This window comes from Tannerella sp., from assembly GCF_030528505.1.
Lineage (GTDB): Bacteria > Bacteroidota > Bacteroidia > Bacteroidales > Tannerellaceae > Tannerella.
In genome coordinates this window covers 1-23,950 of the sequence record NZ_JAUMYS010000047.1, presented here as the reverse complement: position 1 = coordinate 23,950, position 23,950 = coordinate 1, and the positions used below count along the sequence as shown (strand labels likewise).

The 23,950-nt window shown below is 50.0% G+C and carries 18 protein-coding genes; 9 read left to right on the top strand and 9 right to left on the bottom strand.

Annotated features, from left to right (window positions below; genetic code table 11):
- Positions 1–299: 299 nt before the first annotated feature.
- From Q4A89_RS08445 to Q4A89_RS08430, 4 genes are all read right to left on the bottom strand, one after another.
- Positions 300–2,162 carry a helix-turn-helix domain-containing protein gene (locus Q4A89_RS08445; protein WP_303184881.1) on the bottom strand — a complete coding sequence of 621 codons (1,863 nt, stop codon included), beginning with the start codon at positions 2,160–2,162 and terminating at the stop codon, positions 300–302.
- Positions 2,163–2,352: 190 nt separating this feature from the next.
- Entirely contained in the window at positions 2,353–4,443 is a 2,091-nt protein-coding gene (locus tag Q4A89_RS08440) for a KamA family radical SAM protein (RefSeq protein ID WP_303184880.1), read from the bottom strand.
- Between the two features lie 204 nt (positions 4,444–4,647).
- Complete coding sequence (locus Q4A89_RS08435) at positions 4,648–7,062, bottom strand: TonB-dependent receptor (protein WP_303184878.1); 2,415 nt, start codon at positions 7,060–7,062, stop codon at positions 4,648–4,650.
- A gap of 751 nt (positions 7,063–7,813) precedes the next feature.
- Positions 7,814–8,680: an MBL fold metallo-hydrolase gene (locus Q4A89_RS08430; protein WP_303184877.1), complete on the bottom strand. Its 867-nt coding sequence runs from the start codon at positions 8,678–8,680 to the stop codon at positions 7,814–7,816.
- Between the two features lie 92 nt (positions 8,681–8,772).
- Here Q4A89_RS08430 and Q4A89_RS08425 point away from each other — a divergent pair, with 92 nt between their 5' ends.
- From Q4A89_RS08425 to atpG, 6 genes are all read left to right on the top strand, one after another.
- Entirely contained in the window at positions 8,773–9,306 is a 534-nt protein-coding gene (locus Q4A89_RS08425) for a DUF4924 family protein (protein WP_303184876.1), read from the top strand.
- A 17-nt stretch (positions 9,307–9,323) separates the two neighbouring features.
- Entirely contained in the window at positions 9,324–10,187 is an 864-nt protein-coding gene (rfbD, locus tag Q4A89_RS08420) for a dTDP-4-dehydrorhamnose reductase (RefSeq protein ID WP_303184875.1), read from the top strand.
- A gap of 12 nt (positions 10,188–10,199) precedes the next feature.
- Positions 10,200–11,777: a peptide chain release factor 3 gene (locus Q4A89_RS08415; protein WP_303184873.1), complete on the top strand. Its 1,578-nt coding sequence runs from the start codon at positions 10,200–10,202 to the stop codon at positions 11,775–11,777.
- A gap of 85 nt (positions 11,778–11,862) precedes the next feature.
- Complete coding sequence (locus tag Q4A89_RS08410; protein WP_303184872.1) at positions 11,863–12,645, top strand: head GIN domain-containing protein; 783 nt, start codon at positions 11,863–11,865, stop codon at positions 12,643–12,645.
- A gap of 46 nt (positions 12,646–12,691) precedes the next feature.
- Positions 12,692–13,993: a S41 family peptidase gene (locus Q4A89_RS08405; protein WP_303184871.1), complete on the top strand. Its 1,302-nt coding sequence runs from the start codon at positions 12,692–12,694 to the stop codon at positions 13,991–13,993.
- Positions 13,994–14,203: 210 nt separating this feature from the next.
- The gene (atpG, locus tag Q4A89_RS08400) at positions 14,204–15,064 is read left to right on the top strand and encodes an ATP synthase F1 subunit gamma (protein ID WP_303184870.1); all 861 of its coding nucleotides are present in this window, start codon (positions 14,204–14,206) and stop codon (positions 15,062–15,064) included.
- Positions 15,065–15,347: 283 nt separating this feature from the next.
- On the opposite strand, the gene Q4A89_RS08395 is transcribed toward atpG, so the two are convergent.
- The 5 genes from Q4A89_RS08395 to Q4A89_RS08375 all read right to left on the bottom strand — a co-directional run bounded on the left by Q4A89_RS08395 (position 15,348) and on the right by Q4A89_RS08375 (position 21,070).
- A complete protein-coding gene (locus Q4A89_RS08395) occupies positions 15,348–18,533 on the bottom strand; it encodes a glycosyl hydrolase (RefSeq protein WP_303184869.1) in 3,186 nt (1,061 codons plus the stop codon).
- Between the two features lie 124 nt (positions 18,534–18,657).
- A complete protein-coding gene (locus Q4A89_RS08390) occupies positions 18,658–19,401 on the bottom strand; it encodes a biotin--[acetyl-CoA-carboxylase] ligase (protein WP_303184868.1) in 744 nt (247 codons plus the stop codon).
- Complete coding sequence (locus tag Q4A89_RS08385; RefSeq protein WP_303184866.1) at positions 19,391–19,744, bottom strand: MmcQ/YjbR family DNA-binding protein; 354 nt, start codon at positions 19,742–19,744, stop codon at positions 19,391–19,393. The genes Q4A89_RS08390 and Q4A89_RS08385 overlap by 11 nt, the downstream gene beginning before the upstream one ends.
- Before the next feature lie 18 nt (positions 19,745–19,762).
- Complete coding sequence (locus tag Q4A89_RS08380) at positions 19,763–20,131, bottom strand: YraN family protein (RefSeq protein ID WP_303184865.1); 369 nt, start codon at positions 20,129–20,131, stop codon at positions 19,763–19,765.
- Between the two features lie 84 nt (positions 20,132–20,215).
- Positions 20,216–21,070, bottom strand: coding sequence for a metal ABC transporter permease (locus Q4A89_RS08375; protein WP_303184863.1), 855 nt, complete (start codon positions 21,068–21,070; stop codon positions 20,216–20,218).
- Positions 21,071–21,362: 292 nt separating this feature from the next.
- Here Q4A89_RS08375 and Q4A89_RS08370 point away from each other — a divergent pair, with 292 nt between their 5' ends.
- From Q4A89_RS08370 to Q4A89_RS08360, 3 genes are all read left to right on the top strand, one after another.
- Positions 21,363–21,692: a PadR family transcriptional regulator gene (locus Q4A89_RS08370; protein WP_014224092.1), complete on the top strand. Its 330-nt coding sequence runs from the start codon at positions 21,363–21,365 to the stop codon at positions 21,690–21,692.
- A 12-nt stretch (positions 21,693–21,704) separates the two neighbouring features.
- Entirely contained in the window at positions 21,705–22,841 is a 1,137-nt protein-coding gene (locus Q4A89_RS08365) for a PspC domain-containing protein (protein WP_303184861.1), read from the top strand.
- 286 nt (positions 22,842–23,127) lie between these two features.
- On the top strand, positions 23,128–23,556 hold the full coding sequence (locus tag Q4A89_RS08360; protein WP_303184859.1) for a hypothetical protein: 429 nt from the start codon (positions 23,128–23,130) through the stop codon (positions 23,554–23,556).
- Positions 23,557–23,950 lie beyond the last annotated feature (394 nt).

Sequence of the window (23,950 nt, the reverse complement as noted above, 5' to 3'; positions counted from 1 at the left end):
GTTTATTTGTTGAGTTGTTGGCTGACGGCTAACGAACAATTACGAATGACGACGTCCGAACGCAAATGGCGCAAATGGACGCGTATATATAATATGTTATGCGCATACGTACGATGTACGCGCCGTAGAGACGCAATGAATTGCGTCTCTACAACATGTATTACGCATGACAATTAACAATTGACAACTAACAATTATAAATTACGCTGACCGCTGACCAATCATTAACGAGCAGGAATCGAGAGTCTGTTCTTGGAATTTTTAATCAAACACTTCGTAACAATTTCTTATACAGTATATTAGGGGGGGGGGGTAGAAGTCTCTTTTCCGCATGCTTTCCGGTATTCGGTGGGCGTCAAGTGTTCAAAATTCTTAAACGCAGTATAAAATGTTTGGGTACTGCCAAAGCCGGCTTCGGCACAGACGTGAGCGATTTTGTCGTTACCGGTGCGCAAAAGTCGTTTGGCCTCTTCTACCCGGTAAAAATTGACATATTCGACAAATCCTTTCTTCATCCGGCTATTGATCAGCACGGAAAGGTAGGAGCGATTGGTGCCGATGGTTTCGGCCAGCATATCGAGCGTAAGCGAAGGGTTTTTGTACATTTTTTTCTCCTCCATGCAGTGCAGCAGTTCGTGCAGAAGCGCGTTGCTCTTTTCTTCCGAAAGACCGTTTTCGCTGTTATCGTAATCGTTGCCGCAATGCGGAGTAAAAGTTTTGGCCGTCAGCTCGGCTACTTTTTTCCCTTGCTCGGCCAGCTGCTTGTGGGTCTGGAGCTTTTTTCGCTGCATCACGTATACGGAGCTCAGGAGGACGATCAGCAGTAGACAGGAGAACGCGAGCCAAAGCGATGTTTTCTTTTGCATGTCCAGATTCAGCGTGGCCAACTGAATGGCACGGTCTTTTTTTTCGGTTTCGTAACGTGTGCGCAGCTCTTCGATCACCTGATATTTATCGGCCGAGAAGACCGAATCTTTCAAGGCTTCTCTCTTTTTCAACAGTTCGGCGGCTTTGCGGTAATTTCCCGACAATCCGTAAACTTCAGCCAGATTGTTGTATAAGTCCAACCGATCTTTAAACAGCGCTCTTTTCTCCGCCAGCGCAAGGCCTTGCAGACCGTAAGCCTCGGCTTTTGACAGCTCCTTCGTTTCCATACACAAGGCAATCATCGAATTATACGATGCGATAAGACCGACGGTATCGCCCGTTTGCTTTTTGAGCTCCATCGATCGGAGTTGGCTCTCGAAAGAGCGCCGGTAATCTTTTTGCAAATAGAATACAAGCCCTCTGTTATTATACAATGCTCCGAGGGCTTTGGTCATGTTGGCCTCGCGGGCTATCGCTTCGGCCTCGTCGGCCGTGGCCAGGGCTTCGTTAAATCGTCCCATGCGGGCCAAGGTGGTGACACGGTTCGACTTGACATTCATCCGGTCGATCCGGTTCCCTACCGAAGCATATAAGCTGTCAGCCATCCGGAAATAGCGGTCGGCATTGGCGAGGTCATTCATCCGTTGATAGCAGTTCCCGATATTCTGACAGGCTTTGGCCATGCTGTTTGCCTCACCGTCCTGTTCGGCGATCCGAAACGCGTGCGTCAGGTAGACGACGGCCGAGTCGAGTTGGGCCTTCCCGTAGAAAGAGAGCCCCATATTATTGAATGTGCGATTTTCAATCTTATGTTTATCAGGGTGACCGGCCATCATTGCATTCGCCCTGCGATACAAGACGATGGCGCTGTCTTCATTTCCTCGGCGGCTTTGATTGATCCCCAGATTAATATAGGTATTGGAAACGGCCAACGGATCGTTCGAGAGCAAGGCAAGACGGATCGTTTCGAAGTTGCAGCTGTCGCTCTCGTTCAGTTCTAACCGGATGGAATGGCATATCCCCATCAGCCTCCACACCGAGGCCTCGATACCGGGATCGTTTGTTCGACGGGCTTTGTCGAGCGCGATACGGTGCAGGATCATGGCCGAGTCCGGGTATGACCGGTGTAATGCTGCGGCCGTGTTGTTCAATTCTTCGATCTCGGCGATCAGTTGGGTGTCGGCCGGGCGATTACAAGCTGCCGACGAACATAGTAAAATGGCTAAAAACACTCGGGATGCCAGCCGGAATGTATGCCGCCATTGCTTCGGGAATAAACAGAGAGGTTTGTCCATGGATTCTGCATGTTAAAATTAGTGTTTGTTGATTGATGGGCAAAGATAGCTGTTTTTTTCAAAAACCGGACGAATGAAATAAAAAAAGAAAGATGTTTTTTAACACCTTTCGAGGTTGTACCTGTGATTTGATCCGTTCGTTAGCGGAAGAGAAGACTCGTTTTTTTTTCTTTCCGCGGCAGTCGGTTCGTCAAAGTACGCAATGGCTGTATGCCGGGGTGACTGGGAGGTCGTCGTCCGGATAATCGTACAGAGGGAAGCGGGGCTCCGTTTCGCCTTCGGTAAAATGCCAGATGCCGGCGTAATGTTCGGGCTTTTCGCCCATTTCGTGAAGCTGAAGCATATACTGGAGGATGGATTTGTTCTCGCGAATAAAGACCTTACCGATGCGTTCGATAATCGGGCTGTGTTTGCGCGTATGATCATGATCGAACTCCAGAATCCGTTTGCCGTCGGGGGTGATGCCTGCCAGCGTAAAGGTCATGCTTTTGCCGATTCCGGGGAGGTTGAGCACGTTCCGGTCGGTGGCTACGAAAGGGATGTTTTTCGCTTCGCAGAAGTGCCGGATGGCAGCCTCGCGATCGTTGCTGTTCTTAAGAAGTGAGAGAAACTCGGCTTCGGCTTCGCGGTCGAGTTTGCCGAGCGCTTTCTCTTCCTGCTGTTCCTGCATCGAACGACTGTTCGGCGCAAATACGGCATAGTTTTCTTCGAAACCTTTCACAGAGAAAGTGTAATAGCAGAGCACGCCGAGCGCGTTGAGCGTTTTGCGCAGTTTGGCCGTGTGTCCGCGACGCGAGGCGGCCACATTATAAACGAGCTGATTCGTGATGCTCCATCCGGTCGAGAGAATGCGGCGAATCGCTTCGCGGGCTTCGGGTGTTACTTCGAGCGGTGACTGAAAATGCGTTTGGATGACAAACTGCTTGATCCCTACGGCCGATGCTTTGGCTTTGAATTCGCGCAGAATACTCAGCAGCTCGTCGTTGATCCGCATGGGCAAGTAGACCGGCAGGCGCGAGCCGAGCCGCACGCGCTGCATCTCGGCGTATTTCTCGCCGTCGGGGCGTTTCAGGTTCGCTTTCCGTTTGTTTGCCGCCATTTTGTAGACAGCGTCGAGGATATGGCGCAGCGTTTTGTTCTGGCTCATCAGCGCATCGCCTCCGGTGATGAGAATGTCCCTCAGTTGCGTATCTTCTTCGAAATATTTCATCAGTTTACGCAGTCGTATCTCCCAGCTTTCTTTGGGTTTCAGGTCTTCGAAATTGAAGTTCAGGCGTTCGCTTTGGAAGTCGTACATGCGCTGGCACGATGCGCACAATCCGCCGCATGCGCGTCCCATGGAGTCGGGGATGAGGATGGCTACTTCGGGGTAGCGGCGGTGAATGTTGTGACCGTCGGGAAGCAACCATCCCGCGGCATTCGGTTTACCGGCCTCGACCACATCTTCTTTCTCCCAGGCACGTATCTTGCCGTACGTATCGACAAGCTGCGGCGAGTACAACACGTAGCTGCGCAGCGCCTGATCGTCGTATCCCCGGCCGGTGGGATTCAGTAACGACAAATAATAGGGCGTTACGAAAACGGGAATACCTTTTTCCCGCGCCTTGCGGTAGGTCTGCATCGTTTCTTCGGACAGCGTATGCCCCAGCATCCGGTTGAGTTCATCGGCGTTCTTTACGGCAAAAGCGAGATGAAAACGGTGGTCGTTCCACCATGTTTCCACGAGGTGTCGCTTTTCTTCGTCGCTGCATCCTTCGGGAAAGACGTAGCGGTTCGATGCGGCATGCCGTCGTTCGATGCGTCGGATAAGCAGCGCGATGATTCGTTCTTTGTTTTCGCGACGGATGGCGCGTACATCTTCGTTCAGGCCGCTCGGCCAACGTTTCATCCATTGCGATATCTGGGCCGACGAGGGCGCGGAGGGTACCGGCGCGTACAGCCGCATGAACTGGTGATAGAGATCGGTCAGGAAGTCGACGGAGACGTCGCTGTCGTCTGTCGTTTGTTTGCTCAGGAATTGCCGGAGGAGCGAGATGGTTTTGAGTTCGATCTCGGATTCGGTCGAGAGTTCGAAAACGGTCTGGCCGTCGTTTGTGATCAGTCGCCTGATATTTCGCACGGCATCGGGATGGAAGTTCCCGGAGAGCAGCAGTTCGTTCAGCTGTTGTTTGAACTCGGTCTCGTCGCGGCTCGACGAAGCGAGTGCGACCATGTGCGGAAGATCGGTTTCGAATCCGCGTCGTAGATATTGATGGGTGGAGAGCTTGTATGTATGTTTCATCCGCGTCGTGTTTTTGGTTGTTATGTCTGCAAATATAACGATACGGACGTGAAAAAACAAAACTTTTTGCCGGTTGCAGGCGTTGAACCGCAAGTTATGAAGGTTTTTCTGCAAAAAAAATGAAGAGGATGTGGCAAGTCGTGACTTTGCGCACACCCTCTTCTCAACTAACCACCCAAAGAATAAAAAGATCAGGTTATTCTTTTAATGTGTAATATTGATGGAAACGCCTCCGTAGAACAGGGTTCCGTAAACCGGAGCATACATGAAAGCGGCATCATCGAGCCGTTTCTCGTCTTGCAGATAGTTGAAGATATTGTTCGCACCGGCATACAGTCTGACGATTCCGAAACGTTTCGATACGCGTGCGTTGAAGGTCATGTACGGCGATGTTTCCTTAATCTTCGACATTTCTTCGTTTTCGCTGATGTAATCGATGTACATCTTGCCCTGATACAGTCCGTAGAGCATGAAGTGCCATGTCGAAGGCGTATATTCTACCTTGACGCTACCCGTCGTAGTCGGGAAACGCGGGATGTATTTACTGATGCCCTGGTATTTCGTTTCTTTCCAGTCTTCACGTTCGTTTTTATACGTACCATGATTGAAGGCAAAGTCTACTCCTACATTCAGGTTACGCACCGGATTGGCAAGCACCGTCAACTCGACCCCTTGCACAACGGCGTCGTCGACGTTACGCCATTGATAGGTATAGCCGAGGTTCTTCACGTTATCGTCGGCATCGGCAAAGTCGATCTTGTTTTTCAGATAGCTGTAAAACACGTTGGCGCTTACTTGCAGATGGTTTCCGTAATAATCGGCCGAGAAGTTGGCGCTGCGCGACGTTTCGGGTTTCAGCTCCGACGATTTCCATACGCGCGGTGATCCGCTGCACAAGTGCAGGTCTTCGGAGAAACCGTACGGAGCGCGGAATCCTGTTCCCGCATTCGCGCGCAGCGTAATGTTGCGAGATAACTGGTACTTGATGGCCAGACGCGGGTTTACGCTCGTCTCCTTGAAACGCGTCTGTGGGAAATCCTTGTCGAAGACTTTCTTGTCCGACGTATATTCTTCACCCGACGAATGATGGTCGATGCGCACACCGGGAACGACCGTCAGACGCGGCGTAACCTGCCACTCATCCTGTATGAAGGCTCCGAACTCGTCGGCATGTTTTTGGGCTACCGATTTATATGAGTTGCCGAAGTATTTGCTCGTCGAATCTACCACGACATACATTCCCGACTCGTCGAGGCGTGACGTGTAATACTGCGCCCCAAAGAGCAGGTTGTGATTGCCCAGCTTCGCTCCGAACGTGAGGGTGGAGATAAACGATTTTTCGTTCGCCAGATACGGACGCATATCGAGCACGTTCGGAGTCGAGTCATTGTGTGTGCTCAAGTAATCGTTCAGGTAAGAGTCGTTCGTCGCTTCCCGTTTATGATGGATATACGTATTGTTAAAGTTCAGCTCGAATTTTTTGCCGAACTGTTTGGTGTAGTTCATCTCCGCTTCGTAGCGGTTCGTGGTGATGTTTTCCGTACCGTCCGTAAACGGATTTTTGTAATAGTCGTCGGCCATTCTTCCGCCTTCGCGCTTTTCGTTGATGGCTTTACCGCGCAGCACCAGTTTGTCGTCGCCGAAGAAAGGATCGTTGACATAGAACGAGAAGCCGAGGTTATGAAGCTTCGAGGCCACACGGTCGGAGATGCTGTCTTTCCGGTTCACTTCGCTGCGGGTGCTTCCTTCGGCCGTGGCATCGATGGCGTCGTGATCGATCTTCTGCGCGTAGATGCTCAGCCCGATGTTGCCGCGCGTGTTGCGCATGGACGAAGAAAAGTTATACACGTTCGAGCCGTGATTGCCGAACTGTACATCGGCCGAGATGGACGGCACGGGCGACGGTTCTTTCGTGATGATGTTGATGGCTCCGGCTACCGCGCTACTGCCGTACAGGGCCGATCCGGCACCTTTTACCACTTCGATCCGGTCGACGTCGCCCGTACCGATCTGCTCCAGACCATACACGCTGGCCAGTCCCGAGTAAACCGGTTGTCCGTTGATCAGCACCTGCGTATGCTCGGCACCTAATCCCTGCATGCGCACCATCGAGAAGTTACAGAACTGACACTGCTGCTCTACGCGGATGCCCGGTACGCCTTCCAACGCTTCGAATACGTTCCAGGCATTCTTGTTTTTCAAAGCCTGTGAGGTAACGACTTCGGTGCGGATGGGGACGTTCTTTACGTAATGTTGCGTGCGCGTACCTGTCACCACCACCTGCTCAAGGTTGAACACGTCTTCTTCCAGTTCGAAATACACTTCGGTGCCTTTGCCCGGAGTCATCGTTACTTCGATTTCTTGCGGTTTGTAACCCACATACTGGGCGATAATCGTCTGTTTTCCTGCCGGAAGATGAGCCAGCTTGAAATGTCCGGTACCGTCGGCGGCCGTTCCTAACTTCGTTCCTTTCACAAAAATCGTAGCGTAAGGAATATGTTCTTGCGTCTCTTTGCTTTTGACGTGCCCGAAGAGCATCGCGTCCGTCGTCGCTTTCTGCGAAAAGACCGTTGTCACACACATAATGGTTAATACCAATAAAATAGTCGTTTTTTTCATTTTTGTTTTGAGTTTGTTAAAAAAAAATCGGGGCAAAAGTAGAGTGGCTAAATGTTAAATCCTATCCCCAATATGGGGGATATTTTGTTAAGAAATGCTTCCAAAATGTTTAGGGGTTGATTCGTTGAAATGTTTAAGTGTTTAGTTGTTGATTTGTTGAGTGGAACGCTAAACAACAAACACCTAAACACCCGACCGCTGACCGCTGAATGACAATTAATAATTAATTTCGGCGTTCGTCCTTCGGCCTCGGATGGTGAGCCGACGGAGCAGCGAGCAGGGCGAAAGAAAATCAGGCTGTCCGAAGCGAAGCAAGTTACCTGATTTTCCGACTTGCAAGCGTAGTGATGGCGTGTGAAGCGCACGAAGCCTTGACCTTTTGGTTACTTTTAGGTCAAGCCAAAAGTGGCAGAAAGAACAGATTCATCGCTGACGCTCTGAATGACAAATGTACGAACGCGAATACATCATTGTATACGCCCCGTAGAGACGCAATGAATTGCACCTCCACAACGTGTATCCGGCATAACCATTGACAATTAAATTAATTCAGACTTTCAGCCCTCTGTCGGGGTAATGCTTTTTTCCCAACGCTTCGCTGCACTCCACATTGGGCTGAATTAATGCGCCCCTGCGGGGCTTTTGAAGCCGTCAGCATTCAGCCAACAAATCAACAACTCAACACCTAAACACCTCAACAATTTAACACCTCAACGCCCGACGGGCTTCACTATTCACTATTCGTTTTTCACTATTCACTTGCTTCACTTCTGCTGTCCGTATTCATGGCGCAGGGAATGGCTTTATAGAAATCGTTGATTTTCTTCACGGCCGAGCATGGGATATATGCGTCGTGATAGTAAACGATGATCTGTTCGTTCGCGGCAGCCTCTTCAAGCAAGCGGATTTTGGCGTGGTACGTTTCTAACGGACGAATATCGTAGGCGGAAATCCATGTCGGAGAGAGGTGGGCGGAGGTAGGGATAACATCGCCGGCAAAGACGACGGTGAGGGAATCTGTCCGCACATCGACGACGATCTGTCCGCACGTATGTCCGCCGAACAGACGCAGTCTGACTTCAGGTGTGAGCCACGTCTCTTCTTCGACCAGACGCAGTTTGCCCGACGCATGAATGATCTCCATATTTTCCGGGAAGAACGAGTCGCGTTCGAGGGCGTTGGGATGAAACGCTTCGTGCCATTGCGCTTCGCTCACCCAGCACGTCGCATTCGGGTAGGCCGGAATGATTTGTTCGTTTCCGCCGTATCGGGTCGTACCTCCGCAATGATCGAAATGCAGATGGGTCAGCACGACGTCGGTCACGTCCTCGGGACGAATACCGTATTGCCGGAGTGCCTTATCGAGGTCCGTCAACTCGTGAAACTGATAGAACGAGGTTTTCAGTCGGTCGGTATGCTTGCTGCCGATGCCGTTATCGATCAGGATGACCCGTCCGCATCGGGTTGTTACCAGTCCGACGTGCATGGCCAGGCGGCATCGGTTTTGCGCATCGGCCTTATAGCGACGCTTCCACGCCGATTGCGGGGTGGCGCCGAACATGCAGCCCCCGTCGGCATAAAAATAGCCCGTATGGATGAGTCGGACGGATGTTTTCATCGTTTATCGTAATTGTTTCTTCGGCAAAAGTACGATTAAATTGCTTGTTTGCAATTGACATTTGTCCGGAAGTTGCTACTTTTGTACCCGCTATGATGGTGGCTCAACAGAAAAGAAAGGAAAATATAGTCGAATATCTGCTTTATATGTGGCAGGTGGAAGACCTGATTCGTGCCAATGATTTGGATATCGACAAGATTCGGATGACCCTTATCGAACAGTATGACCAGCCGGAGACGGTGAAGCGTGAAATAGTCCGCTGGTATGAAGAGCTGATCGACATGATGCGCAGCGAAGGGGTGACGGAACACGGACATTTGCAGATCAATCGGAATGTGATTTTCTCGTTGACCGAGCTGCATCAGTCGCTGCTCACAAATCCGCACGAAACGACGTACGGCGCCTTGTACTACAAAACGTTGCCGTCGATCGTGCAGTTGCGCGCCAAGTCGGGGGGCACCGATCTGCCGGAGATCGAGACCTGCTTTATCGCCCTCTACGGCTATCTGCTGTTGCGGATGCAAGGCAAGCCCGTCAGTGCGGAAACGCAGGAAGCGATGAAACAGATTCACACGTTTCTCTCTTTTCTGGCGGCCAAATACAAGGAGTCGGAAACGGTATCCTGACAAAAAACGAGAACAAAATGAAAGCAATTTTAGTGACGGGGGCGAACGGACAATTGGGAAGCGCCCTGCAGCAACGGGTAAATCATCACCCGGAATGGACGTTTTATTTTACTGATGTCGATGCCCTCGATATTTGCAACAAGGCGCAGTTGACGGAATATGTGTGTGCGAACGGTATCGGATGTATCTTGAACTGTGCGGCTTATACGGCTGTCGACAAGGCTGAAGACGATGCCGAACGGTGCATGCGGATTAATCGTGATGCGGTGCGCAATATCGGCGAGGTGGCCTCCGCGCACGGCGCGCACGTCGTCCATATCTCGACCGATTATGTGTTCGACGGACAGGGACAACGCCCTTATCGTGAAGACGACCCGACGGCGCCGATGTCGGTCTATGGCCATACCAAGCTAGCAGGCGAACAGGCCTTGCAGGAAGTTCTTCCCGATGCGGTCATGATCCGTACGGCGTGGCTTTATTCGGAGGTTGGGCAGAACTTCGTGAAGACGATGTTGCGTCTCGGCGCCGAGCGGAGCGAGGTGAGCGTCGTGGCCGACCAGATTGGAACGCCCACGTATGCCGGTGATCTGGCCGATGCCATGCTGAAGATACTGGCGCATCCGGTGTGGGAGCCCGGCATCTATCATTTCTCGAACGAGGGCGTATGCAGTTGGTACGACTTTGCCCGGAAGATTATGGAGACGGGCGGTCGCGCATGTACGCTCCGTCCGATTGCGACGGACGAATACCCCACGCGGGCGACCAGACCGGCCTACAGCGTGCTCGACAAGACGAAAATCAAACAGGTGTTCGGTCTCCGGATTCCGGAGTGGGAAGAGAGTCTGACCGGATGTGTCCGCACCTTGATAGCAAACCCTTAATTACAGAAACAAATGACTTTAACAGACGAAATACATCGACGCAGAACATTTGCGATCATCAGTCATCCCGACGCGGGGAAAACGACGCTTACCGAGAAACTCCTTCTTTTCGGAGGCGCTATTCACGTAGCCGGCGCCGTCAAATCGAACAAAATACGCCGCACAGCCACTTCCGACTGGATGGAGATCGAGAAGCAACGCGGTATATCGGTGGCTACTTCGGTGATGGCCTTCGATTACGAAGGTTATAAGATCAATATTCTCGACACACCCGGTCACCAGGATTTTGCGGAAGATACGTTCCGCACATTGACGGCGGTCGACAGTGTGATCATCGTGGTCGATGCGGCTAAGGGCGTGGAAGCACAGACCCGTAAGTTGATGGAAGTCTGCCGGATGCGCAAGACGCCCGTGATTGTTTTTGTCAATAAGATGGACCGAGAAGGGAAATCGCCGTTCGATCTGCTCGACGAGATTGAGAGCGAACTGAAAATCAGTGTCCGCCCGTTAAGCTGGCCGATCGAGATGGGGGTACGTTTCAAAGGCGTCTATAACCTTTACGAACAGAAACTCGATCTGTATATGCCGAGTAAGCAGACGGTGACGGAAAGTATTGAGTTTAAAGATATCGACAGCCCTGAGCTGGAGAAGCATATCGATGTCTCGCTGGCTGAGAAGTTGCGGGCTGATGTGGAACTGATCAATGGGGTCTATCCCGAATTCGACAAGGAAACATACCTGAAAGGCGATGTGGCTCCGGTCTTTTTCGGATCGGCCTTGAATAATTTCGGGGTACGCGAGTTGCTGAACTGCTTTGTACGCATTGCTCCGCCGCCTTCTCCCGTGCAGGCCGTCGAGCGGATCGTACGCCCGGATGAGGAGGCGTTCTCCGGCTTTGTCTTTAAGATTCATGCCAATATGGATCCGAACCATCGCAGTTGCATCGCGTTCGTGAAGATTTGCTCGGGACGCTTCGAGCGGAACGCGAACTACAAGCACGTGCGTTTCGGGAAGATGATGCGCTTCAGCAGTCCGACGGCGTTTATGGCGCAGCGCAAAGAAGTCGTCGATGAGGCGTTTGCCGGCGATATCGTCGGGTTGCCCGATACGGGCAACTTCAAAATCGGAGACAGTCTGACCGGAGGCGAAGAGCTGCACTTCAAGGGACTTCCGAGCTTTTCGCCCGAGATGTTCAAATATATCGAGAATGCTGACCCGATGAAAGCCAAGCAGCTCAACAAAGGAGTCGATCAGTTGATGGACGAAGGGGTTGCTCAGCTGTTTACGAATCAGTTTAATGGTCGTAAGATTATCGGTACTGTCGGACAGTTACAGTTCGAAGTCATTCAGTACCGCCTGCTGCACGAGTACGGCGCGCAATGTCGCTGGGAGCCTATCAGCCTTTATAAGGCATGCTGGATAGAAAGCGACGACAAGGCGATGCTCGACAGTTTCAAGAAGCGCAAGGCGCAGTATATGGCTGTCGACCATGAGGGGAGGGATGTGTATCTGGCTGACTCGGCGTATGTGCTCACGATGGCGCAGCAAGATTTTCCGGAAATAAAATTCCACTTTACATCAGAGTTTTAACAGACTTTTCGCAAGGGTCTGAAGGGCGAAAAGTGTAACATTTTTCCGTTTCTTACGTCTTATCATTGAATTTATGAAAATAAATATGATGATGAGGACAATGTTATTATCGGTCATTGCGCTTGTGGCGACAATGAGTTGTGTTGTTGCGCAAGGGCGCATTCAGGGAAACGGGCAGACGGTCGAACGTCAGCGAAGTGTAGGCACCTATAAGGCGCTTAGTGTAAGAAACGGACTGGATATTGAGATTTCCGGCGATCTGACTCAGGGAATCGTCGTGGTTGCTGATGAGAACCTTCAGGAATACGTGGAGACCAAAGTGGAAAACGGTACGTTAAAGGTTGCGATGAAGCAAGGTTACAGGTATCGCTTTAATGGGAAAAGTCCGAAAGTCATTGTGTCGAATACGGGTCAACTCACTGCGATTTCGGTCAGTGGCGGCAGCGACGTGTATACGAAAAATACTACAATACAGGGAAATGCCCTTTCGATAGCTTGTTCGGGAGGAAGTGATTTCAAAGGAGACATCAACGTGAAGACACTGAACGCGGCGTGCAGTGGTGGCAGCGATTTCGAAGCTTCGATAGAAGCAGAACGATGCGATTTGGTAATTTCGGGCGGAAGTGACGCGGATTTGTCAGGCTCTGCCGACGTTTGCAGCGTGTCCGTCTCAGGCGGTAGCGATTTCAAGGCGCATCGGTTCGTGCTAAAAGACTGTGACCTCTCCGTTTCGGGCGGAAGCGATGCCGATATCCACTGTACGGAACGGTTATCGGCCAAAGTCGGAGGCGGTTCGGATGTCATATACACAGGCGATTGCACCGTGACCATGTCGGTCGACAAGGCATCGAGCTTAAAGAAAAAGTAATCCGTTAGTTTCTCTGTTAGTTAACATCATAAAAAACAAATTCAAAATGAAAAGAATTCTCTTATTGTTCTTCTGTGTATCGATATTAAATGTTGTTGCTTTAAAAGCACAAGATACATCGAATAACCTGACCGATGGGCAAAAAGCCTATGTCCTATCAAAATTTTGTACGGAAGTAAAATATAATTATGTATTTTATAACGATTTGAGATTTGATTGGGACAGTCTTTGTTTAGCTACACTTCCCAAACTTTTGGCAACAAAATCAAAGGAAGAATATGTACGGGAATTACAACGTTTAGCTACCAAATTACAAGACGGGCACACGTCCATATATGAGGACAATTCGGACAACAGCTTGGATTGGATAAGACCTTTTCCAATCAAAACAAAACGGATAGATGACCGGGTTTTTGTAACAAACGTGTTAAATAGCGATTTCCAAAAACAAGGTATTGAAACAGGAAGTGAAATCATAAAAATTGATGGATTGGATGTTTTGGAGTATGTGAATCGCTATAAGCGTCCATTCGTATCATCTTCAACTTCACAATGGTTGGATTATTCTCCTTATGCAGGCTTTGAATTAACAAAGGAGAAAGGTTCAAAAGTCTCAAAAATTCTATTTAAAAATCGAGATGGTAAAACCTTTACAGTCGAAAGTCATCGAAACATAAACTGGGACATAAATGCTAATAATATATTTGATTACAAAATATTAAACGGCAATGTGGGGTTGTTGAAAATAAATACCTTTATGGGCAATGACTTTAAAAAGGAATTTGATGTTTTGATACAAAACATCAAAAAAACAGACGCTCTGATTATAGATTTGAGAGACAATATGGGCGGAAACTCTGGAAATGCCGACTATATTATTTGTCATTTGTCCGGCAAACCTGTAAAGATGGGCAATTGGAGCAGTCGTATGTACATTGCCGCACATGGCTCATGGGGATATCCACAAGAGTGGTATATGGAAACTCCTGATGATTTGATTCCTGTGAATGAGGAAAATGTATATACAAAACCGGTAATGTTATTAGTAAATGCGGTGACATTTTCATCCGCCGAAAATTTCTGTGTGGCTTTTCGCAGTGCTAAAAAAGGGAAAATTATTGGTACGCCCACAGGAGGGAGCACAGGCAATCCTATACAGATAGAACTTGGCTACGGAATTAATGCTCAAATTTGTACTAAAAATGAATGGGATGCGGATGGAAATAAATTTATCGGAATCGGAATAAAACCTGATGTAGAAGTAAAGGAAAATGTTGATATGTTTATGAAAGGAAAAGATGTGGTAATAGAGGAAGCATTGAAACAGATTAGGAGAGATAAAAAATAACGTTAGTAAATATCGTATTGGCTATAGGCGGACAGAATGGCTTTGTATCAATGGAAGTACAAAATTCAACTCTCATTCTTTGATTAAAGTTCAGTACTAAAAAAACTTGCCCATCGCTAATACACGGTCTGTTTAAATACCGTGCTCGGGGCAGAAAGCCATCGGGAATGTTCAAAATGAACATTTTCGGTGGCTTTTTCATCAAAAACAATGGCATTGAAAGAAGTAAAAGAACGTATCCGGTCAATCAGAAGTACCCGAAAGATCACTTCGGCAATGAAGATGGTTTCGTCTGCAAAGCTGCACAAGGCTCAGCATACGATCGAAAACATGCTTCCCTATTCCGCGTCGTTGCATCATGTGATGAGTTTATTACTGTCAGGCGAATATGCGAATTCACTCTCTGATGAGCGCGAAGTAAAGCGGGTGGCGATTGTCGCCTTTTCTTCCGATGGATCGTTGTGCGGTGCGTTCAACAGCAACGTCATACGCGCGATGCTGAAGACGATCGAAGAATATGACCGGCTGTCTGCTGAAGACATTCGTTTGTATACCGTCGGGAAAAAAGTTTTCGACGCGGTTCGCGAGAGCGGGCACGTCGTGGAAAAAAACTTCGAAGGACTGGCGGAGAAACCCGATTATACCACGATCGCAGAGTTGGCTGCTTTTTTGATTCGGGAGTTCGAAGCGAAGAAACTCGACCGGGTGGAATTGATTTATCATCATTTCGAAAGTGCCGGGACGCAGGTGCTAAAACGTGAAACCATGTTGCCGATCGCACTCCCCAAACCGCAAGAAGAGAATACGTGGTCTGTGGCAGAGTATATTGTCGAGCCTTCGCGCGAAGCCTTGCTTCGTGTATTGATTCCGAAGAGCGTCAAGCTGAAGTTGTATACTGCTTTGCTCGATTCAAATGCTTCGGAGCATGCGGTGCGGATGATTACCATGCATGCTGCCACAGAGAATGCCGATAACCGGATCAGCACCCTTACTGTTGAGTATAATAAGCTTCGTCAGCAGGCTATTACGAACGAGCTGCTCGATATCATCGGTGGGGCTTTCGGACGGTAATCATTAAAAGATGAGCGGTTGTCGTATGTGTATCGGTGATCGATAATTTAATCGTCAATGGATAGCTCGTAGGGTGTTAAAATGTGGAGTTGTTTAGATGTGTTGGGTTTAGCGTTCAGCTGTCAGCCAACAACTAAACATCTCAACAACTCAACGCCCGCAGCGCTTCACTTTTCACTTACTTGCGTTCTTAATTCGTAACTTGTCATTCTCTACTACTTTCTTTAACTCTTCCTTTGCGTTCGGGTAACATGTACCCGACAAGTTCCTCCTTTGGAAGAGGTTATGGTTTTTTGACGGGACGGAAAGTTAATCCGACCGGGCCGAGCAGTCCGGATGGCAGCAACGGAGCGTCTTTCGTGAACTTGCGGACGTTCGTGCGGGTAAACCGCTCCTCTTCCGGCAGCTGAAGATCGCCTATCAGACGATTGGGCCAGAGGTTGACAACCTTCACCTCGAGGGTATTCGCTCCGCTTTTGACGTACTCGGTCACATCTTTTTCGAAAGGCGCATTCCACCAGATACCCGTAGAATGGCCGTTAATCGTCACTTCGGCGACGTGGTATACCTCGCCGAGCGTAAGGATCACCCGGTTTCTCCTTAGCTGTTGTGGAGTCAGTGTAAAACGATTCTCATACACGGCGGTGCCGGAGTAGTAACGGATGCCTTTATCGGGATGATGCGGCCATGAGATGAGTCGGTCGAACGTTGTCTTTTCGGGGCCGCCCCAGGCCGGATCGAAAGATACGTTCCACGGAGTACGAATCACCATCGTCTCCGTTTCGTAATTGTAGAGCGTGATTCTTCGTCCCGTATGCTTTTTCAGTTCGTACTTTTTGCCCGACAGGAAATAGAAAGAGCCGTCCGGCAGCGTCACGACCGGAGCCCCGGAGAATGTGTGAGCCGGCAGACGAGGGAAGAGCGAAATGCCGTTGCGCGAAAGCTCGGTAAAATATGTGCCCGTTACAGGTTTGCGGAACACGACGAAGCGTGAGCCGTGCGGTTCGAGAAAAACAGGCAGGGTGATGCGGTTGTCTTTCTCGACGGTGAAAATGCGTTGCGTCGTAAGGGAACCGTCGACAGGGTCCCAGATTTCGGGCTGCATTTTCTTCACCCGGAAAGTCAGGCTGACCCATTCGGGCTGCTCTTTGCGGTTGACCACGTAGTAAATCTCCGCGTCTTTCGTCGTGCGATGAATGTAATCGATATGCGTTCCGTAACGCCGGCTTTTGTATTCCATATCGGGAGCGACCCCTGCCGCTTGCAGAATGGTACGCAAGGGTTTGCCCCAGACGACTCGTCCTTTTCCGAAGCGATGCTGTCCGGTGAACGTTTGGCCCCATACCGAATCCGCATCGGCCTGTATCTCTTTCTCGACAGCCGGATAGTTGCGCAGTCCGACCGACGTGCGCGGCTTTGGCCCGACGATGGTTGCACCGGCTCTTACGAGTTCCTTGATTTTCGTGAGCACTTCGGCGTTGATGCTTCTGCGGTCGGGCAGCACGAGTATGCGATAGCTGACACCGTCGGGCAAGACAATCCGTCCGTTTCGCACGCTCATGCGGTTCAGGATGACCTCGGTGTTGGTGACGTCGTAGTCGTAGTCGTAGCCTTCACCCAGTCCGGGGATGAGGTGCTTGAGATGAACCTGATTCGGGGTGTTATCGCCGTAATAGATGCAGACATCGCTGACGGGTTTACCTTGTGCGAGCATCATCGAGTTGCGGGCCGTCCATGTCAGAAAGGCTTTCGACTGTTTCCACCACGTTACGTTCGTGTTGAAGTGGGTGCCGGCGAAGCAGACGTTGCCGGGCTTTCCCTCCGACACGGGCGAGTGCGTAAACGCATGAAGCACGACACGGTTCATGCCTTCGCAGTACGCACGGTCGAACGTCGGTTTCATGTAACGGAAGTCTTCTTCCCACATCGGGCCGATGCTCATCGGGCCTTGGGCCGCGACGAACCTCCGGTTGTAGATATGGGCGGCCGAAGCGGCCTGCTTGACAAAAAGGCGTTCTTCGGGCCGGATGCGATGAGTCGTCGCACGAAGCCAGAACTGTCCCATCGGAATGTCGCTCTGCCCGAGATTTTGCAGGCCGTCGATCGGCGCCGGATGAGGCCCTCCGCTTTCGGGATGGATGCTCAGATGATATTGGCGCGCCAGCGCCTTAAACCGCGCGTAGTGATTCTTGCGGATCAGGTCGGCGATGGTACGCCGGAAGTCGTACAGAAAACGGTTGGACACGTTGCGGTTCTCGACAATCAGCCCGGTGATGACGGGCAAGTATTTGATGATGTCGTAGCCGTTGGCTTTCTTGAATTCCCGGGGTAACGATTCCGTCCAGTTTGCGGCGTCCGGTTCCCAACAGTCGTCCTGAAGGTATTTCCAACTGTCGCAATGCCTGCCCTGCATGTCTTGGAGCAAAATCGTCGCGGTATGGTCGAAGTGGACGTCCATTGCTTCGGCGCTCATAAAATCCATGGCCAGTCCTCCCGAGCCGGACGACGAAGCTCGAAGCCCTGTTCCGGTATAAACAAACCGGAAGATGCGAAAACGTCCTTCGGGCGCCTCCCACGAGAGGCTGCCTTCCGCATCCGTCTTGTGGCTGATGTCGTAAATATCGTTGAGGCGTGTGTTGAAATCGTCGTCGTACGACTCTTCTTCTTTGACGAAGGCCTCCCAATGGTAGCCCAGCCCACTGATTTTGGGAATATCGTGAGTCGTGTGTAGCGCCTTGATTTTAAAACGCTCGAGTGGGGCGGTGTATAGGTTATCCTCGTCGAGGCGGACGGCCAGCACCGCCACCGGCACATAGTAGAGTTCGTCCGAGCCGGGACGTGTGAGCAGACCTTCCGGAAGATTCAGTTTCGTCTGGATGCGTCTGCCTCCGTCTACATCGACCTGACTCCAGACTAATTTTTTCGACGACAGTTCCGGGGTAATCCACGGTCCTCCGTTATGCCACCGGCTGCCGAGGTTCAGGCTGATTTCCATATCGAGACTGTCTGCCACCTCGCAGGCGTACCGGAACAGGTCGCGCCACGCCTGACTCATAAAGCCGGGGCCCGGCTCCGTGCGTCCTGCCTGAACATACGACGATGAATCGGTATCACAGATAACCGCCCCGCGGATACCGGCTTTCTTCATCTCCGTCAAGTCGTGCCGGATCCCTTCTTTCGAGATGTTGCCCTCGATCCATCTCCAGCAGATACGTGGCTGTGCATAAGCGGGCGGATTGAGAAAATCGCTTTCGAGGTCGTCGCTGTCGATGAATCGGGTGACGTCGTTCGTGCGCTTCTCGCTACCGAACCTTACCTGCGCAGGCTCCGTCGGCGCGGCTGGAGGCGGCTCCTTGTGTTTGCAGGTCATACAGCAAAAACAAACGATAATCCCGAATGCCAGACCGACCATCCGAGAGAAGAGCTGTGTCGGAACGCGTAACGTTTCGCAACAAGCCATGCTTTTCATGCTGTTTCTGCTTTTCACGCGAGCAAAATTAGCGAAAAAGCGGGACATTTTGTGGAGAGCGCGCTTCGAAATTTTGCATGGGAGGAGCGCGGCTATGATACGACGGATGGTCATTCGGGTGTTCTCAGATGAAAATCACCTCTTTGAAGGCATAGCGGGAGAGCATTCCGTCACGCCGTTCAAGTATGTAGTGACCGTTCGGCTCGATATCGACGATCCGTGCTTCGAAGGCTCCGCAAGCGTCTTGGTAGCGATGAAAGCCGTCGCGCCGGTAGAGCGAACGGAGATATTCGGCGTGAAGGGCTGCGACATCGCCCGTTTCGAGCAGTTGGCGCAACGTTCGGAACGCCGTATGCCATGCTTCGAGCAGGGTCATCCGGTCGTATGTTTTCCCGGTGATTTGTGCGAGCGAAACCGGGTTAGGGGCATCGCTGCGAAAAATCTGCTGGTTGATGTTCAGGCCGATACCGAGGATGGAATGGGCGATAAACTTACCGGAAAGAAGGTTCTCGATCAGGATGCCGCAGATTTTTTGCTCCCTGTGGTACACATCGTTCGGCCATTTGACGGTTATGTCCTGAACGTAGCGATCGAGCGTACGTTTTACGCTCAGCGCGGCGATCTGTGCGATCCGGAACGATTTGTTGGCCGGCAGCGACGCCGGATGATAGAGGAGGCTGAACGTAAGGTTCTGTCCGGCTTCCGACTCCCACGTGTTGCCGGTCTGTCCGCGGCCGGCCGTCTGAAAGTCGGTGATCACGATCGTCTCGTCGGCGGGTATGTGTCCCGTTTGCAGTTGCTCCTGCAGGTATCGGTTCGTCGAGTCTGTTTCCCGCAGACGGATGAGGGCAGGCGTTTCAGAGACCATACGTTTCGCGGATTCGTTTGGGCAGCTTTCGGAGCACCTCCTCGTAAGAGTGACGTATCCAGCGGCGGATCTCGTCGTCGGGCATATCCCGTTCTAAATAAATGCCGTTCCAGTATTTTTTGTGAAGATGATAAGCCGGTTCGACGGCCGCGTAATGTGCTCGCAGCTCTTCGGCTTGCTCGGGGTCGCACTTGACGGCGATATGCGGTTCCGCCGTGTCGAGTGCCACCAACAGATACATTTTGTTCTCGACTTTGAAGACGAGCGTCACCTCGTCGAACGGGAACGACTCCGTCGTATGCTTCAGGCTCAGGCAATAGTCGCGTACTTCTTCTATATTCATTGCGTTTCGGAAAATGGGTTAGCGTTTCAGGGGAGGGTAGAACGCGTCTTCGATATGTTCTACCTCGTAGCGATGGCCGTTCTTGATCAGGCAAACCATATCGAAGCGGACGGGCAGATCGATATTGAATTGCCGTACATACGCATCGGCTGCCGTGACGATCCGACGGATTTTTTTCGTGTCGACGGCTTCTTCGGGCGATAGCAGGCTGCCTTTCGAACGGGTCTTGACCTCGACCACGACCAGCTCCGTCTGCGTACGGGCGATAAGATCAAGCTCGTATCGATGAAATCGCCAGTTGGTATGCAGCACCGTCAGGCCATGCCGCTCCAGATAGGCGCGTGCGATGTGTTCGCCCGTCTTTCCCGTTTCGTTTTTTTCGGCCATGCTTCTTTTTTTTCGCTTTTTTCAGGACAAAAGTACGGGATAATTTTCAATTCCGGTAAGTTGGGCTTTCGGCATTTTCGGGTCTTAGCGCGAACGATCGGCCGGTGTGGTCGGACATGTTGTGGAGGCGGAGGATTTTTTGCGAACGATGAGGTGAATGAGTTTGGCCACTAAAAAGCAGGCAATCAGTACGACGATAATAAATGCGCCGGAAGGTATTTGGAGGATGTAAGAGAGATACAGTCCGGTGACGCACGAGGCAAAGCCTAAGCCGATGCTCCCGAAGATGATTTTGCGAAAGTCGGAGGTGAAGAGGTTGACCGTCATCTGCGGGACGGTGAGCAGGCTCATCAGCAGCATGATGCCCACGAGCCGAATGGATAGTACGATGGTCACGGAAATAAAAAGCGTCATCACGTACTCGACGGCTTTGACCGGAAGTCCCTGCGTCCGGACAAAATCACGGTCGAAGGCCGAATACAGGACTGCCCGATAATATAAGGTAAAGAACAGGCTCAGGATCGCCGCGAATCCGCCGGTCCAGTAAATATCGGTTCGCGAGATGGTCAGGATATTACCGAACAGATAGGAGGAGAGGTTGGGGGCGTAGCCGGGAGTCAGTACGATAAAGATAGCGCCGATGGCCATGCCCAACGACCAGACGGCGGCGATGGCCGAATCTTCGCGTACCCGTCGTGAACGACTCATCCATTCGACCCCGAAGGCCGACAGTACGGCAAAGCCGAGTGCCGTCAGAAACGGATTAACGCCTAAATAAAAGCCCAATCCCAGTCCGCCGAACGAGGCGTGCGTGACGCCTCCGCTGATAAATACCAGCCGGCGCGAAACGACGTATGTCCCTACGATACCGCAGGCAATGGCCGTAAACAAACCGCCCCAGAGGGCATTTTGAAAAAACGTATAACGCAAGATTTCCATCAGACAGTCTCTCCTTTTTCTTTTTTTTCGACGGTTTCGGGCGCACGCTTCATAAAGCGCTTTGTCCGTTGTTATTCCGGTTGTCCGAAATAGCGGACGAAGATAAATAAAAGAATTGAAACGGCAGACGGCCACACGCCGTAAATTCGGAAGAAAACTAAAAAACAGCCCGGTAGACAACGAAACGGAGGGAAGATGGTAATCGATATTGTGTTAAATAACTCTAAATATGGTATTATGCATTGCATAGGTTGTTTGCAATACATACTTTTGCATCAAAACATAGAACAGTATGAATGCAGAAAATGTAAAATCGCAGATGAGAAAGGGGATATTGGAATATTGTATCCTCCTGCTCTTAAAAAAGGAGCCGTCGTACACTTCCGATCTGATTCAGAAGTTGAAAGAAGCACGGTTGATTGTTGTGGAAGGTACACTGTATCCATTGCTTACGCGTTTGAAGAACAGCGGACTGTTAAGTTATCAATGGATCGAGTCGACGCAGGGGCCGCCCCGGAAATATTACCGGTTGACGGAAGCGGGAGAGGCGTTTCTGAAGGAGCTGGAGCTTTCGTGGCAAGAGCTGAACGATACGATAAATCATATTAGAAATAACGAATAAAAGAACAAGACAATGAAAAAAACATTAACCGTAAATTTAAACGGAACCGTCTTTCATATCGACGAGGATGCATATCAATTATTGGAGAGCTATCTGTCCAATCTGCGCATTCATTTCAGCCGTGAAGAAGGCTCGGACGAGATTATGAGTGATTTCGAAGCGCGTATTTCCGAATTGCTCAACGAGCGGATACGCCTTGGCTTTAGCGTGATCACGATTGAACATGTGGAAGAGGTGATTCAGCGCATGGGTAAGCCCGAAGAACTGTTTGCCGGAGAAGAAAAACATGCCGGAAGTGAATTTTCGGCCGCTACGGAAACGACGGGCGGCGCTTCCGAAAGGAAGTTCCGCAAGCGGCTGATGCGAGACCCGGACGACAAGATGATCGGAGGAGTGGCCAGCGGACTCGCCGCTTATTTTGGACTCGATACGACGTTGCTGCGACTGCTTATGATCTTGCTCCTGTTCGTGTCGATGACGGTTCCCATCACGATTATATACATTGTGCTGTGGCTTGTGCTGCCGCTGGCGCGCACGGCTACCGACCGCCTCGTGATGCGTGGAGAACCGGTCAATCTCGAAAATATCGGGCGGACAGTGACGGACGGGTTCGAGAAAGTATCGAACGATATGCGGAGTTATATCCGTACAAACGCGCCGCGCACGCCGTTGCAGAAGATCGCCGATTCTATCGTTTCGTTCTTTGCCGCCGTGCTTAAAGTAGTCGCCGTGCTGCTGGCCATCTTGCTTATACCCGTGTGTATCTTTGTGTTGTTTATTCTACTGATCGTTGTCTTTGCGCTGATTGTCGGAGGGTGGAGCGCCGTATTCAGTTACCTGCCGTGGATCGATTCGGACATGTACTTCGTATCCGAGATGCCCAACTATATGGCCGTATGGGGAAGTATCTCCGGCATCTTACTGCTCGGAATTCCTTTGATGGCGTTGTTGTACCGGCTGTTCAGACGCTCGTTGAACTTAGGCCCGATGGCCGGGGCCGTGAAATGGATACTGCTCCTCGTCTGGCTGGCCTCGCTGGTAGGCGTTTGCGCGATTGGAGTCTGGGCAGTGAAAGAATACAGCGGATTCTATTTCGAGACAGTCAGTCAGACGCTCCCGGCCTTTTCGTCATGGTTCGGACAAGCATGATGGCAGAAGAGAACTCGTTTGTAAAATAGCTTAAGTCTTGCGAAAGACGTAAGATCATAGACCGATACGGCATACCGTTGCCGAAAAAAGAGGAGAAAAGTGATGCTAATTTTCTCGATCTTACGATCTCTTTCCACAGGCGTTCCGTTTCGGCGGAACGCCTGTGTGGTTTGATGGAATCGTCCGGAAGAGAAAAAGGAAGGAATACCGGAACAGCATACACACAATAACGATACATATCTTTACGTTATTATTATATCGATATTAATTCATTTCAATTGCATATATGAAAAATAAAAATTTAGTCTTAGTTTGTTTCTTTGTTTTTATCTTTAGTTGCTGCTCGAAAGATAATGAGGAAGTATTTCCAATTCATGTGGTCAATAAGAGATTAATTCCGATTGAAATAAAAGAGCTTAATAAAGCTGAAATAAGTATGGGTTATAAGCTAATTGGAGATACGTTGAAATGCAAAGTGCGTACAATTCATATTCATAAAAATGATACAATAAAGAGTATTCATTCTGAGATAAAGAAGAAAAATATCTTTATCAAAATCTATTCCTCACCAAATAGTTTTTGTTGGAAAGATTCTTGCTGGGCTGCGCATGAAATATCATTTGATTTACTAAGAATTAAACCAGATGTGTATATGACTTCTATTATTGTGAATGATCATCAATATAATTTATCTGTTAATCTATCGGCAATGTAATGCTAAAAAAAGAGAAGGGTTTAGCTCGAGATGTTATATCTACAGAAACCATATCCAATCCCATTATTGAGCTTGGATATGGTTTTTGTCGTAATGTGTAAAGCGAAAGAAACTTATTATAAATTACAGGTTTCTTTTTTCAAAATTGAAGTTTTTGATACAACCTATTTTTATTTTCACCATTCGATCATTGACCATGCATATTTAAAAATAAAAGTATTAGGGTCTTTTATTGCAGAATGAGTTGGCGAATGATCTGGGTGTTCATATGGATAATAATATGGCCCTACTTGTTGTCCTAATACATTATGTGTTATAATTCTCACGTAAGTTCTTAAGTAGTCTCCCCTTAAAAACAGACAATTTTTTATTGATCAATAAAATAATTATACTT